Origin of the sequence: Xanthobacter aminoxidans (assembly GCF_023571765.1) — a bacterium.
Lineage (GTDB): Bacteria > Pseudomonadota > Alphaproteobacteria > Rhizobiales > Xanthobacteraceae > Xanthobacter > Xanthobacter aminoxidans.
In genome coordinates, this window is sequence record NZ_JAMJXC010000012.1 from 160,423 (window position 1) to 173,652 (window position 13,230).

The 13,230-nt window shown below is 67.7% G+C and carries 12 protein-coding genes; 6 read left to right on the forward strand and 6 right to left on the reverse strand.

Annotated features, from left to right (window positions below; translation table 11 throughout):
- Positions 1-89: 89 nt before the first annotated feature.
- Complete coding sequence (locus EJ105_RS18235) at positions 90-1,454, reverse strand: putative bifunctional diguanylate cyclase/phosphodiesterase (RefSeq protein ID WP_250167460.1); 1,365 nt, start codon at positions 1,452-1,454, stop codon at positions 90-92.
- Between the two features lie 390 nt (positions 1,455-1,844).
- Here EJ105_RS18235 and ssuD (EJ105_RS18240) point away from each other — a divergent pair, with 390 nt between their 5' ends.
- The 3 genes from ssuD (EJ105_RS18240) to EJ105_RS18250 are packed head-to-tail and all read left to right on the forward strand — an operon-like array spanning position 1,845 to position 4,883.
- The gene (gene ssuD, locus EJ105_RS18240; RefSeq protein ID WP_250167461.1) at positions 1,845-3,017 is read left to right on the forward strand and encodes an FMNH2-dependent alkanesulfonate monooxygenase; all 1,173 of its coding nucleotides are present in this window, start codon (positions 1,845-1,847) and stop codon (positions 3,015-3,017) included.
- 20 nt (positions 3,018-3,037) lie between these two features.
- Positions 3,038-4,051 carry an ABC transporter substrate-binding protein gene (locus EJ105_RS18245; protein WP_250167462.1) on the forward strand — a complete coding sequence of 338 codons (1,014 nt, stop codon included), beginning with the start codon at positions 3,038-3,040 and terminating at the stop codon, positions 4,049-4,051.
- Positions 4,052-4,061: 10 nt separating this feature from the next.
- The gene (locus EJ105_RS18250; protein ID WP_250167463.1) at positions 4,062-4,883 is read left to right on the forward strand and encodes an ABC transporter ATP-binding protein; all 822 of its coding nucleotides are present in this window, start codon (positions 4,062-4,064) and stop codon (positions 4,881-4,883) included.
- A gap of 103 nt (positions 4,884-4,986) precedes the next feature.
- Here the strand turns inward: EJ105_RS18250 and EJ105_RS18255 are convergent, their stop codons facing one another.
- On the reverse strand, positions 4,987-5,364 hold the full coding sequence (locus EJ105_RS18255) for a hypothetical protein (RefSeq protein ID WP_250167464.1): 378 nt from the start codon (positions 5,362-5,364) through the stop codon (positions 4,987-4,989).
- A 223-nt stretch (positions 5,365-5,587) separates the two neighbouring features.
- Here EJ105_RS18255 and EJ105_RS18260 point away from each other — a divergent pair, with 223 nt between their 5' ends.
- Positions 5,588-6,457, forward strand: a complete 870-nt coding sequence (locus tag EJ105_RS18260) for an ABC transporter permease (RefSeq protein ID WP_250167465.1) — start codon at positions 5,588-5,590, stop codon at positions 6,455-6,457.
- 65 nt (positions 6,458-6,522) lie between these two features.
- Here the strand turns inward: EJ105_RS18260 and EJ105_RS18265 are convergent, their stop codons facing one another.
- From EJ105_RS18265 to EJ105_RS18280, 4 genes are read right to left on the reverse strand one after another with little or no spacing between them, the layout of a single operon-like run.
- Positions 6,523-7,338, reverse strand: coding sequence for an ATP-binding cassette domain-containing protein (locus EJ105_RS18265; protein ID WP_250167466.1), 816 nt, complete (start codon positions 7,336-7,338; stop codon positions 6,523-6,525).
- A complete protein-coding gene (gene ssuC / locus EJ105_RS18270; RefSeq protein WP_250167467.1) occupies positions 7,338-8,219 on the reverse strand; it encodes an aliphatic sulfonate ABC transporter permease SsuC in 882 nt (293 codons plus the stop codon). The genes EJ105_RS18265 and ssuC overlap by 1 nt, the downstream gene beginning before the upstream one ends.
- A gap of 21 nt (positions 8,220-8,240) precedes the next feature.
- Positions 8,241-9,200: a sulfonate ABC transporter substrate-binding protein gene (locus EJ105_RS18275; RefSeq protein ID WP_250167468.1), complete on the reverse strand. Its 960-nt coding sequence runs from the start codon at positions 9,198-9,200 to the stop codon at positions 8,241-8,243.
- 23 nt (positions 9,201-9,223) lie between these two features.
- On the reverse strand, positions 9,224-9,784 hold the full coding sequence (locus tag EJ105_RS18280; RefSeq protein ID WP_250167469.1) for a flavin reductase family protein: 561 nt from the start codon (positions 9,782-9,784) through the stop codon (positions 9,224-9,226).
- A gap of 222 nt (positions 9,785-10,006) precedes the next feature.
- Here EJ105_RS18280 and ssuD (EJ105_RS18285) point away from each other — a divergent pair, with 222 nt between their 5' ends.
- A complete protein-coding gene (gene ssuD, locus EJ105_RS18285) occupies positions 10,007-11,218 on the forward strand; it encodes an FMNH2-dependent alkanesulfonate monooxygenase (protein ID WP_250167470.1) in 1,212 nt (403 codons plus the stop codon).
- A 27-nt stretch (positions 11,219-11,245) separates the two neighbouring features.
- A complete protein-coding gene (locus tag EJ105_RS18290; RefSeq protein ID WP_250167471.1) occupies positions 11,246-12,730 on the forward strand; it encodes an FAD/NAD(P)-binding protein in 1,485 nt (494 codons plus the stop codon).
- The last annotated feature ends 500 nt before the right edge of the window (positions 12,731-13,230 follow it).

The following is a 13,230-nucleotide window of genomic DNA, read 5'->3' on the forward strand; positions in this document are numbered from 1 at the left end:
GGCGGCGCGCGGCTCCTTGCAGTGAAGGCTCAACGGCACCCATTTAGGCAGGATCGCGGGCAAATGCACCCCGGCACGTCGGCCCGCGCCTACCGCTCGGGGGGCGCGTCGCCGCCATCCGCGCTCCCGGCCGGCGCGTCCGGCACGGATGCGATGAGCGCGTCGAAGCGGTCGATGTCCATGGGGCGGCCGAACAGATAGCCCTGGAACACCTGACACCCGGCCTCCACCAGGCATCTGAACTGCTCCTTGGTCTCGACGCCTTCGGCGACGGACACGAGCGAGAGCGTATCGGCGAGGGAAATCATGGCCTCCACGATGTGGAGGCTGGATTCGTCGGCCGGCAGGCCGCGCACGAACGACTGATCGAGCTTGATCTGGGCGAAGGGAAACCGGCTGAGGGCCTGAAGCGACGAGTAGCCCGCGCCCAAATCATCCAGCGCCCAGACGAGGCCGATGTCGCACAGGGCCTGCATCCGGGCGGCCATGTCGGGCATGTTCTCGGCCAGCATGCTCTCCGTCAGCTCCAGCTTCAGCCGCGACACGTCGCAGCCGCTCCGCGTCACGATGTCGGTGACGTTGCGGACGAAGTCGGGCTGGAGGAATTGGGCGACGCTGATGTTGACCGACAGCGTCAGATGCGCGGTGCCGGGCTGCGCGTTCCACGTGGCGAGTTGCGCGCAGGCGGCGCGCAGCACCCAGTCCCCGATGGGAACGATCTGGCCGGTTTCCTCCGCCAGCGGAATGAACTGGTTGGGCGGAACGTCGCCGCGCTGCGGACTGTGCCAGCGAACGAGCGCCTCCGCGCCCACCCAACGGCCACCGCGATCCACCTGCGGCTGGTAGGCGAGGCGGAACTCGGCTCCGGCGATGGCCCGGCGCAGGTCGTGTTCCCAGCCGCGACGGTCGGAGAGATCGGCGTGCATCAGTCCGAGGGTGAAGACCAGGGCCGCGAGGGCCGACACGGTATTCACCCACGCCGCCACGAGCGCCGCCTCGGGCGGGACGATGAGAGCTGGGTCGCTGATCGCCAACGGCAGGAGGCTGAAGGCGACGAAGGCCAGGAGGTAGAAGGCCGGAAGGACAAGCCGCAGATAGAGGTTGTCGCGCTGGAACACGAAATAGCTGCCGGTCGCGATGGGCAGGAAATACAGGAGCGTGGCCTTCGGCAGGCCGGCTGGAGGGTTATCGAACAGGCATGACGCGGCGACCGCCAGAAGGGCCAAGTGGGCGGCGAGGATCGTCGCGAGCCGCAGCCGCCCCCGTCGCAACAGGACCAGCAGGCAGGCCCCGAAGGCGGCCATGGCGAGATTGATCCCGGCCAGAAGCGGCCGGTCGATCACCATCAGGGCAACGAACCAGAGGCAGCCGAAGCCCATCAGCAGGAAGGCTTCGAGCAGCGTCATCGCGCGCACGCGCTGACTGTGACTTTCATCCCAGGAAGGGTGTGCCATCAGACTGCCGATCCGTTCCGCTCGTCCAACCTCGCGCATTGGTTGCGACACTGGGGCCGGGTTCGGCGAGCCGCGCCCTCCTCGCCGGGGGCCGTGCGCACCGTGGCCAAGACGGTCCTTAGGATGCCTTGGTGCAAGGTGATTCCCTAGAGTTGTACCGTGCGTTGGTCAAGGGAGCTGGAGCGGAACCTTGAGGATCGGCGTGTGCGCATGGCTGTCGCGCGCGTGGCTTTTGCGCGCTTGGCTTTTCGCGTCTTGATGGTGGCCCTCCACGCGGCGGTGTTTCGACCGTCCAAATCACATCGAATGATCGATGAATGAATTAAAACAAATTCTATTGACTTTATATTTTAAAGCCCGCTTCCTTGATGGGGAATAACGGAGTTCCCCATGAGCGCGTCCCAGTCTCCTGCCGCCCCTCCGGACCTGTTCTGGTTCATCCCGACCCATGGAGACGGCTCCTATCTCGGCTCGGAGACGCAGCAGCGGCCGCCGGAATTCGCCTATTTCCGCGAGGTGGCGCAGGCGGTGGACCGGCTCGGATTCAAGGGCGTGCTGTTGCCCACTGGCCAGAGCTGCGAGGACAGCTGGATCACCGCCGCGGGTCTCGCCACCGCCACCGAGCGCCTGAAATTCCTCGTGGCGCTGCGTCCGGGCGTCACCTCGCCGGCCTTCGCCGCGCGGCAGGCGGCGGCCCTCGATCGGCTTAGCGACGGCCGGCTGCTGTTGAACGTGGTGGTCGGAGGCCATCCCGCCGAACTCGGCGCCGACGGCATCTTCCTGGAGCATGACGAACGCTATGCCCAGGCGGACGAGTTCCTGACGATCTGGCGGGATCTCGTGGCCGGCAAGACGGTGGATTTCGAGGGCAAGTATTATCGCGTCGCCCACGGACGGCTCGATTTCCCGGTGGTGCAAAAGCCGCACCCGCCTTTGTGGTTCGGCGGCTCTTCCGAGGCCAGCCACGAAGTCGCGGCCGAGCATGTCACCACTTATCTCTCCTGGGGCGAGCCGCCCCACATCCTGAAGGACAAGCTCGCGGACGTGCAGGCTCGTGCGGCCAAGCGCGGGCGCAAGCTGAAATTCGGCCTGCGCATCCACTTCATCGTGCGCGAGACCGAGGCGGAAGCCTGGGCCGCCGCCGACAGGCTCATCTCCCGCGTCTCCGACGCGCAGATCGAGAATGCGCAGAAGCGCTTCAAGGTGGAGATGGATTCCGTCGGCCAGGCGCGCATGGCCGCGCTCCAGCCGGGCGACCGCAACAAGCTGGAGATCGCGCCGAACCTGTGGGCCGGCATCGGCCTCGTGCGGCGCGGCGCCGGCACCGCGCTGGTGGGCGATCCCAAAAGCGTCGCCGCCCGCATCCGCGAGTATCAGGAGATCGGCATCGAGACCTTCATCGGCTCGGGCTACCCGCATCTGGAAGAGGCTTACCGGGTGGCGGAGCTGCTGTTCCCCGAGCTCGGCATCGACGGCCGCCGCCGCAAGGTCTCCGACAACATCGTCAACGAATTCGCCGTGGGCTCCCACAGCGCGGAGCGGCGCCTCGCCGCCGTTTCCTGAGCATTCGAGAGGTCTTCGAGATGAAAACCCGTCGCGCTATCCTCGGCCTTGCCGCCGCGCTCGCCCTTGCGCCCCTCCTCGCGGCCGCGCCCGCCCAGGCGGAGGGCGTGCTACGGATCGCCCAGCAGTTCGGCACCCTCTACACGCCCTTCCACGTGATGAAGGAGAAGGGCCTCGTCGAGCAGCACGGCAAGGCGCTGGGCATCGACATCAAGGTGGAGTGGATCCAGCTTTCGGGCGGCTCGGCGGTGAACGATGCGCTGCTCGCAGGCAACATCGACATCGCCTCCGCCGGCATCGGCCCCTTCCTCACTCTGTGGGACAAGACGCGCGGCACCTCCAACGCGGTGAAGATCGTCGGCGCCTTCGGGGCGCAGCCCAACTATCTGCTCACCAACAATCCCGACGTGAAGACCATCAAGGACTTTACGGAGAAGGACAAGATCGCCATGCCGGTGGCCGGCGTGTCGGTCCAGGCGCGCATCCTCCAGCTCGCCGCCGAGCAGACCTTCGGGCCGGGGAATGCGAAGAAGCTCGACGCGCTGATGGTGACGCTGCCGCATCCGGATGCGACGGCGGCCCTCCTCTCCGGCTCCACCGAGATCACAGGCTATCTCTCCAACGCGCCGTTCCAGAACCACGCGCTGAAGGACCCGAAGATCCACAAGGTGTTCTCCTCCTACGACATCTTCGGCGGCCCGGTGACGCCCACCGTGGCCTATGCCACCGTCAAGTTCCGGCAGGACAATCCGAAGACCTACAAGGCCTTCCTCGAAGCCTTCGAGGAAGCGACCAAATGGGTGGAGCAGAACAAGAAAGAAGCGGCGGACATCTATGTGAAGGTCGAGAGGTCCAAGCTCGATCCCGCCTTCGTCGCCGAGGTGCTGAGCGACCCGGACACGCAATACACGCTCGTGCCGCTGGGCACGCTGAAGTTCGCGGATTTCATGAACCGCATCGGCGCCATCAAGGCGAAGCCCACGAGCTTCAAGGACTTCACCTTCGAGGACCTGCACTCCGCGTCGGGCAGCTGAGGGGGATGCGATGACCATTCACGCCCCCGTTTCCGCCTCCGTGCCTCCCGTCGTCCACACCGCGCCGCCCGTGCTGGAGGCGCGTGGCCTGACGCTCGACTATGTCGGGCCGGCCGGCCGCCACCGGGCGGTGGAGGATGTGAGTTTCACCGTCCATGCGCGCGAGCGCCTCGTGCTGCTCGGCCCCTCGGGCTGCGGCAAGTCCTCCATCCTCAAGGCGCTGGCCGGCTTCCTGAAGCCCGCCGCCGGCACGGTGAGCTTGCGCGGCAAGGCTGTGACCGGGCCGGGGCCGGATCGCCTCGTGGTGTTCCAGGAGTTCGACCAGCTGCTGCCGTGGAAGAGCATCAGGGACAACGTGGCCTTCCCGCTGCGCGTCGCCCGCAAGGTGCCACTGAAGGAAGCCCGCGAGCGGGCGCGTGCGGCGCTGGCCAAGGTGGGCCTCGCGCGCGCGTTCGATGCTTATCCGCACACCCTTTCCGGCGGCATGAAGCAGCGCGCCGCCATCGCCCGGGCGCTTGCCGCCGAGCCGGACGTGCTGCTGATGGACGAGCCGTTCGCGGCGCTCGATGCGCTCACCCGGCGCACGCTTCAGGAAGATCTGTTGCGGCTTGCCGAGGAGCAGGGCTTCACGCTCGTGTTCGTCACCCACGCCATCGACGAGGCGGTGCTGATCGGCACACGGCTGCATCTGCTGGCCGCCCATCCCGGCCGGACCATTGCCAGCTTCGACACCTCCGGCCTCGGCCTCGCCGAGCGCGGCTCGCCGGCCTTCGAGGGCGTGGTGCGGGAGGTGAGCGACCTGCTCTTCGCCGATGGAGCCCGCCATGACTGACGTCCGCCATTACTGACGTTCGGGGCAGGAGCCGAAGGCCGTGGAGATGAGCAGAACACGGCAGGAGCCGGCGACGGTGTCCGTTTCGCCGCCGGCCCATGCCTCAATCGTAGGTGATGTCGTTGTCGTGCAGGTAGACGTTGCTGGCCTTGCAGATGTCGATGCGGATCGGATCGTCCTTGACTTCGCCGCCCGACTTCCCGCGCCAGCCCACCCGCAGCGTTTGCTGGCAACGGCCGCTCGACTTGGTGAAGACGAGTGCGGCGTTGTCACCGGGGCCGACCGGTTCGCTCAGCCAGTTGGTGCTCCAGCCTGTCCCGTCATTTGTATAGAAGCCGATGACAGTATTTGCCTCGGTCTCGTTATGGATGGTGAATTCGCCGCTCTTTCCGGTTTGAGCTGACGCAGCGTCAATATAAGAAGCGCATGTAAAAAGAAGAAATACGGAACTGAATACTCTGATATTTATTCTTTTCCCCATTTTGCCCCACTCCCCCATGTGAATTTACGCACAGGACTGTCGCAAGTATCTTGAAGAAGATCAAGCCGACATCAGGTTGTGTTTCCGGCGTCTCGTGACGTCATTCGAGATCGGCGGCTTTGACGATCTGATCCGGGGCGTTGGTTGCGCCCGGAACGAGTTGACGAACACCAATTGGCATTTCTCCACCTGTGAGCTGCCTGACAAGACCATGAGGTCCGCCATGTCCGACATTGATCTCAGCCGGCAACCTGCCCTTTTCCGGGTGGCCCACGCCACGACCCGTACCGCGCCGGCACAATGGCTTGCCACGGCCGGCGCGGGCCTCTGGCGTTTCACCTTGGTGCGCCGGCTAGTGGTGCTCGCCGGCCTCGCCGTGCTGTGGCAGGTGGCGGCGACGTGGCAGAACAGCCCGCTGCTCTTTCCCACCTTCACCGACACCATCTCGGCCTTGGTGGAGGCGCTGCGCCATGAGGATCTGTTCCCCGCCTCGGTCGCCTCGCTCACGGTGCTGGTGAAGGGCTATGTGCTGGCGCTGGCCCTCGCGCTGGTGTTCGTCTCGGTGGCCATCGCGGTGCCCTTCGTGAAGGAGGTGCTGCTGACCCTGACCGCCATGTTCAATCCGCTGCCGGCCATCGCCCTCCTGCCCCTCGCCATGATGTGGCTCGGGCTCGGCGAGGCGAGCCTCCTGTTGGTGATGGTGCATGCGGTGCTCTGGCCGTTCGCGCTGGCGGCGCTGACCGGCTTTGAGCAGGTGCCGGAGACGCAGCGCCTCGTCGGTCGAAACTATGGGCTGAAGGGGCCGGCCTATGTGGCGCTCATCCTCATTCCGGCGGCACTCCCTTCGCTCCTGTCGGGCCTGAAGATTGCTTGGGCGTTTGCGTGGCGCACCTTGATCGCGGCGGAGCTGGTGTTCGGCGTCTCCTCCCGCTCGGGCGGCCTCGGCTGGTTCATCTATCGCAACCGCAATGAACTGCTCACCGACCGGGTGTTCGCGGGCCTCGTCACGGTGATCCTGATTGGCCTTCTGGTTGAGGTGCTGTTCCGCCTCGTGGAGCAGCGCACGGTGCGGGCCTGGGGCCTCCAGCGCTGAGGTCGTAACGCAAACAAAAGGGCGCCCGGCTCATCACCGGGCGCCCTTTCTGTTTGCGGGGGCATTCAGACGGCGGCGAGAATGCGCCGCTGGAGGTCGAGCGCCTCGGTGGAGGCGATGCCGCTGCGTGGGCGGGGCAGGTCCACCGGCACGTCGAGGGCGATCTCGCCTTGCCGCAGCACCACCACCCGATCCGCCAGTGCCACCGCCTCGGCCACATCGTGGGTGATGAGCACCACGGTGAAGCCGTGCTCGGTCCAGATGCGCTCGGTGAGGCGGTGCATCTCGGTGCGGGTCAAGGCGTCGAGGGCGCCGAAGGGTTCGTCCAGCAGCAGCACGCCAGGGCGCGAGACCAGGGCGCGGGCCAGCGACACGCGCTGCTTCTGCCCGCCGGACAGGACGGACGGCCAGTCGCGGCCGCGATCGGCGAGGCCCACGTCGCGCAGCGCCGCATGGGCCTCCTCCCGCCAGTGCGGGCCGCGCGCGATGCCCACATTGGCGAGCACGCGCTGCCATGGCGCGAGGCGCGCGTCCTGAAACAGGAGGCGCACCTGCGGCATCAGGCCGGTGACGTGGCTTTCCCCCACCCGCACGGTGCCGGAGGTGGCGAGGTCGAGCCCGCAGATCAGGCGCATGAGCGTGGTCTTGCCGCCGCCGGAGCGGCCGACCACGGCGAGGAACTGCCCGGCCGGAACGTCCAGATCCAGCCGGCGCAGGACGGGGCGGGCGCCGAAGCTTTTGGTGACGGCGGACAGGTGGATCGACTCGCCCTTCCAGCGCGGGGCGTTCGCGCGCGGTTCGGGCGGGGCGAAAGTGGCGCGGATTTCGTCCGCGCGCACCTTCGCAGCGACGTCGGCGTCTGCGGCGGAGAAGATTTCCATCAGGCCGCTCCTTCCGAGCCGTTCTGATAGGCGGGATGCCACGCCAGCGCCCGCCGCTCGATGGCGCGGGTAAAGCTGTCGGCGAGCTTGCCGAGGAGGGCGTAGGCGAGCACGCCGAGCACCACCACGTCGGTCTGCAGGAATTCGCGGGCGTTCATGGTCATGTAGCCGATGCCCTCGGTGGAGGAGATGGTCTCGGCCACGATCAGCGTCAGCCACATGATGCCGAGCGCATAGCGCAGCCCCACGAGCACCGAGGGCAGCGCCCCCGGCAGCACGATGCGCCAGAACAATGCGGTGCTGGACAGGCCATAGACCCGCGCCATCTCCACCAGCCCGCGATCCACCGTGCGGATGCCGTGGAAGGTGTTGAGATAGATGGGGAAGGCGACGCCGATGGCGACGAGGAAGATCTTCGCCTCCTCATCGATGCCGAACCACAGGATCACCAGCGGGATGATGGCGAGGTGCGGCACGTTGCGCAGCATCTGCATGGTGGAATCGAACGCCGTCTCGGCCGGCCGCACGATGCCGTTCAGCACCCCCAGCGCGAAACCGATGGAGCCGCCGATGGCGAGGCCGATCAGGGCGCGCCGGGTCGAGACCGCCACATTGGTGAGAAGCGAGCCGTCGCCCAGCGTCCGCCAGAAGGCGACCGCCACGTCGCTCGGCGCCGGCAGCACGCGCGAGGAGAGAAGGCCAAGGCTCGCCCCCGCCTGCCACAGGGCCAGCACGCCGAGGGGCAACGCCCATGGCAGGAGCGCACGGCCCAGCGCGGCGGCACGGGCGCCGGCGAGGCGACGGATTTCCGCGGGTTCCGCGGCGAGGGGTGCGGAAGCCGCCGGAAGAACGGCGGCCTCACTGTGGGCGGGTGGGCTCATGGCTGGCTCCTCGCGTCCCGGTCACGACTTCGGCGCGCGCAGGGCGTCGGCGATGCGGATGGGCTTGGGGATGAGGCCGAGGGCGAGGAAGGCGTCCGCCACCTGCTGCTGCGCGGCCGCCACCTCGGGGGTGATGGGCTTCACGTCATACTGCTGGCGGGCGAGGGCGACCTCGAGGATGGGGGCGGGGATGCCGATGAGCGGCGAGAACTCGGCGGCGGCCGCCTTCGGGTTCGCCTTCACCCATGCGCCCACCTCGGCGACGCCCTTGAGCAGCACGTCCACCACCTGCGGCGCTTGGTCCGCGAAGGTGCGAGTCGAGAGATAGAACTGGTAGTTGGAGACGATGCCGGTGCCGTCGGCGAGCTGGCGCGCGTCGATGGTCTTCTCCGCCGCCGCCTGGAAGGGATCCCAGATGGCCCAGGCATCCACCGAGCCGCGCTCGAAGGCAGCGCGGGCGTCGGCCGGGGTGAGATAGGCGGTCTTGATGTCGGAATAGGGCACGCCCGCCTTCTCCAGCGCCTTCACCAGGAGATAGTGGACGTTGGACCCCTTGTTCAGCGCCACCGTCTTGCCCTTGAGGTCGGCGACGGTCTTGAGCGGGCTGTTCTTGGGCACGAGGATGGCCTCGCCCTGCGGGGCGGCGGGCTCGTAGCCCACATAGACGAGGGGCGCGCCGGCCGCCTGGGCGAAGATGGGCGGCGCCTCGCCGGTGTTGCCGAAGTCCACCGCGCCGGCATTGAGCGCTTCCAGCAACTGCGGACCGGCGGGGAACTCGGCCCATTTCACGCTGTAGCCGAGCGGCTTCAGCAAAGGCTCCAGCAGCCCCTTGTTCTTCAGCAGGATGAGAGTGCCGTACTTCTGGTAGCCGATGCGCACCACCTTCTCCTGCGCGCGCGCAGGGCTCGCGCCGAGGGCAAGCGCCCCCGCGAGGCCGGAGGCGAGGACGGCGAAGTGTCGGCGCGTGATGCCCGTGCTCATGTCGGAGGTCCTTTGAATGGGGATCAGAGGGAGAGGCCGCGATAGCTGCCGGCCCAGTAGAGGAGGGGCTCGGCGCTCTCGGTGATGCGGGAGGCCACCACCCGGCCGATGACGATGAGATGCGAGTGCCGCTCGATGGCGTCTTCCAGCTCGCAGTCGAAGGCGGCGAGCGCGTCGGCGAGCACGGGCGCGCCGGTGGAGAGGCGGGTCCAGTCGGCGCCATCATAGCGGGCCGGCCCCTTGAGACCGCCCTTGCCGGCGAAGCGGTCGGCCACCGGCTCGTGATGCGGCCGCAGCACGTTGATGGCGAAGGCGCGTTCCTTCAGCAGCGGCACGACCGAGGAGGTGGCGCGATTGACGCAGATGAGGAGCGTCGGCGGCTCCACCGAAAGGGAAGTGACCGATGTCGCGGTGAGGCCGGTGCGCTCGTCGCCCTGGCCCACCGTGAGCACGCTCACGGCGCCGGCCAGCTTGCGCATGGCACTGCGAAAGGCGAGCGAGGCGGCGGAAAGCTCGGGAGCGGGAGCGGGAGCAGGAGCGATTTGGGCTGGCTGGCTCAGGGCGGCGGAGACGTGCGCGTTCATCGATCTGCCTTCTTCGAACGTGCGGGAGAACAAGGGTCATGCCCGCGGTTCAGCCCCTTGGGGCAACACGGTCCAGCGCGCCTCCGGAGGAAACCGGAGGGGGTGGATCGGAGAAAAGAATAGACAGGCGGATCAAAGCTGGTCAATAAATTCTATAAAGTTTATTGAATTAATGCCGGAGGGCGTGGCCCCGACGCTCCCGGCCTCATCCGGAGCCTGTCCATGACCCTCGCCCCGTCGTCCCCTGTCGCCGATCCGACCCTGCCTGCCGCGACCGAAGCCAACGTGCTGTGGTTCCTGCCCACCCATGGGGACGGCCACTATCTCGGCACGTCGCACAAGGCGCGCGAGGTGAGCCTCGGCTATCTCCGGCAGATCGCCCAGGCGGCGGACCAGCTCGGCTATTTCGGCGTGCTAATTCCGACCGGCCGCAGCTGCGAGGACAGCTGGATCGTGGCTTCAGCCCTTGCCGGCCTCACCGAACGCCTGCGCTTTCTGGTGGCGGTGCGCCCCGGTCTGCTCTCCCCGGCGGTGGCCGCGCGCATGACGGCGACGCTCGACCGCATCTCCGGCGGTCGCGCCCTGATCAATGTGGTCACCGGCGGCGATCCGGTGGAGAACAAGGGCGACGGCTTCTTCGCCGACCATGCGGAGCGTTACGAGATCACCGCCGAGTTCCTCGACATCTACACCCGCCTTCTCAAGGGCGAGGACGTGAACTTCGCGGGCAAGCACTTCAAGGTGGAGGGCGGCAAGCTGCTTTATCCGCCGGTCCAGCAGCCGCACCCGCCCTTGTTCTTCGGCGGCTCCTCCGCGCCGGCCCATGACGTGGCGGCGCGGCAGGTGCAAAAGTATCTCACCTGGGGCGAGCCCCCGGCGCAGGTGGCGGAGAAAATCCGGGACATCCGCGCCCGCGCTGCCGCGCTCGGCCGCGAGGTCACGTTCGGCGTGCGCCTCCATGTCATCGTCCGTGATACGGCGGCTGAGGCCTGGGCGGCGGCGGACGACCTGATCCGCTATGTGGACGACACCACCATCGCCGAGGCGCAGAAGGTGTTCTCGCGCATGGATTCCGAAGGCCAGCGCCGGATGAGCGCACTACATGGCGGCCGGCGCGACAGGCTGGAGGTGGCACCCAATCTGTGGGCTGGCGTCGGCCTCGTGCGCGGCGGTGCCGGAACCGCCCTCGTGGGCGATCCGGAGACCGTGGCCGAGCGGTTGAAGGAATACATGGCGGTGGGCGTCGATACCTTCGTGCTCTCGGGCTACCCTCACCTGGAGGAGGCCTATCGCTTCGGCGAAAGCGTGCTGCCTTTGCTGCCGCGGGCAGCCGGAACCGGCGCACCGGGCGTTGTCACCAATCATCGCGGCCCGTTCGGGGAGATCATCGGCAATGCCATCGTTCCCGAGGCGCGCCGCGTCTCCGCCTCCTGACCGGACCGCCTCGCGAGGAGCAACGCCATGCTGAATGCCTGGGAAACGCAGGGCGCGGAACCGCAGCGGGATGCGCGCACCACCGTGGTGGTCGTGGGCGGCGGCTTCAGCGGGACCTTGTTCGCACTGGCGGCAGCGGCCGCACGGCTCGACGTGGTGCTGGTCGAGCGGGAGGCGAAGGCCGGCCCCGGCCTCGCTTATGGCGCCTGCGATCCGCTCCACCTGCTCAACGTGCCAGTGGCGCGCATGGAGGTCGGCCTCAAGCCAAGCTTCGCCCAGTGGCTGAAGGCGAGTGGCGCCGATCTTTCCGCCGCCATCGAGGAGGCGGGCGGTGATCTCGCCCGCGCCTTCGTGCCGCGCGCCTTGTTCGGCGCCTACTTCGCGGAGCGGCTGGAAGCCGCCCTCGCGGCCCGCAACGGGCGTCTGCGCCGGATTCGCGGCGAGGTCGTGCGCGTTTCCGATCGCCCGGTGCCCAGCGTCACCCTCACCGATGGGCGGCGCATCGAGGGCACCCATGTGGTGCTCGCCACGGGCAATCTTCCGCCCCGCCCGCCGCGGACCCGCGACGGCGGCGTCTATGACAGTCCGCTGTTCGTTCCGGACCCGTGGCGATGGCAGGACATCGACAGCCTTGGGCCGGATGCGCCGGTGCTCCTCATCGGCTCCGGCCTCACCATGGTGGACGTGGCGCTGATGCTCGAGGCGCGCGGCCATCGCGGGCCGATCTGGAGCGTGTCGCGCCATGGCCTGGTGCCCCATGTCCATGCGGATGTGGCGGGTCAGCTCGGTAGCGTGGAGCCGTTCCTTGATCCGGACAAGGCACGCAACCCGATACAGGCGCTCCGCCTCATCCGCGCGGAGGTCCGGCAGGCTGCCGCGCGCGGGGTGCCGTGGCAGCGGGTGATGGATGCCGCACGCCCGGCCCTGGCCGCGGTCTGGGCCGGCTGGCCGCAGAAAGCCCGCGCGCAGTTCCTGCGCCACGGCCGCACCTGGTGGGACATTCACCGCCACCGGATGGCGCCACGCATCGCCGAAGCCTTCGGGGCGCTCGTCCAATCCGGGCAACTCACGGTCATCGCGGGTCGCATCGCCAGCCTCGACCTTGTGCCCGGCGGGATCGCGGCGACGCTGCGCCGGCGCCATTCGGGCCGCGTGCTCTCGCTCGAAGTGGCGCGGGTGGTGAACTGCACGGGCCCGCGCGCGGACTTCGCCGGGCTCGCCATTCCACCATTCGAGGGACTGCGGGAGACGGGCCGCATACGGCCGGACCCATTGGGGCTGGGCCTTGAGACCCGCGGCACAGCGCTGCTTGATCGCTACGGACACGCCTCCACATGGCTGCACGCGCTCGGCCCCTTGTCGCGTCCGGCCTTCTGGGAGGTGACGGCGGTTCCCGAAATCTCGGTGCAGGTGCATCAGCTCGTCGAGGAACTGGCCCGTCCCGCGAGCCGGCGCCAGCGCCCCGACGCGCGTCTGATTGCCGAATTCGTCGATCTCGGCGAAGGAATTTGAGGCGGCTCCGGCGGCCCTAAGGGGTAGCCGGCGGGGGAGGGCCGGGGCGCCAGCGCCCATGTGGATGGTCTCATCAATTTGAATTTTCAAGCTTTTCTCCTCTCAGTCGGCGCCAGATGTGCCGAGTTTTCCACAGCCGGCAACAGATCCGATCGGGCTCAAAAACAAGGGTGTTGACAGGTCTGAGGGGCACCCTTATAAGCCACATCACTGACGGGGCGCCGCCGCATGGCGGGACGGCGCTTCCCCGGAGCTCTCCTCTCCACTGTCCGTAGTGGCAGCCGGTCAAAAGCCGGACGGAAAGGTGTTCTCTGGACCCTCCCAAGGGTGTGAGGCTCTCGCTTCGGCGAGGCAGAATTTGCCCGACAGGGCGCGCTGTTTGACATGTATGACAGAAGAAAGAGAAACGTGGACGGCGGAGTCCTTGCGGGCTGGGGCTGACCGAGAGGTTGGTTTTCAGCTGAGTAAGACTTGGCGGTCTAACGGAACTCCGGACCTTT

Coding starts and splice junctions, on each gene's coding strand:
- EJ105_RS18235 (WP_250167460.1), bottom strand. CDS start 1,454: ATGGCACACCCTTCCTGGGATGAAAGTCACAGTCAGCGCGTGCGCGCG.
- ssuD (WP_250167461.1), top strand. CDS start 1,845: ATGAGCGCGTCCCAGTCTCCTGCCGCCCCTCCGGACCTGTTCTGGTTC.
- EJ105_RS18245 (WP_250167462.1), top strand. CDS start 3,038: ATGAAAACCCGTCGCGCTATCCTCGGCCTTGCCGCCGCGCTCGCCCTT.
- EJ105_RS18250 (WP_250167463.1), top strand. CDS start 4,062: ATGACCATTCACGCCCCCGTTTCCGCCTCCGTGCCTCCCGTCGTCCAC.
- EJ105_RS18255 (WP_250167464.1), bottom strand. CDS start 5,364: ATGGGGAAAAGAATAAATATCAGAGTATTCAGTTCCGTATTTCTTCTT.
- EJ105_RS18260 (WP_250167465.1), top strand. CDS start 5,588: ATGTCCGACATTGATCTCAGCCGGCAACCTGCCCTTTTCCGGGTGGCC.
- EJ105_RS18265 (WP_250167466.1), bottom strand. CDS start 7,338: ATGGAAATCTTCTCCGCCGCAGACGCCGACGTCGCTGCGAAGGTGCGC.
- ssuC (WP_250167467.1), bottom strand. CDS start 8,219: ATGAGCCCACCCGCCCACAGTGAGGCCGCCGTTCTTCCGGCGGCTTCC.
- EJ105_RS18275 (WP_250167468.1), bottom strand. CDS start 9,200: ATGAGCACGGGCATCACGCGCCGACACTTCGCCGTCCTCGCCTCCGGC.
- EJ105_RS18280 (WP_250167469.1), bottom strand. CDS start 9,784: ATGAACGCGCACGTCTCCGCCGCCCTGAGCCAGCCAGCCCAAATCGCT.
- ssuD (WP_250167470.1), top strand. CDS start 10,007: ATGACCCTCGCCCCGTCGTCCCCTGTCGCCGATCCGACCCTGCCTGCC.
- EJ105_RS18290 (WP_250167471.1), top strand. CDS start 11,246: ATGCTGAATGCCTGGGAAACGCAGGGCGCGGAACCGCAGCGGGATGCG.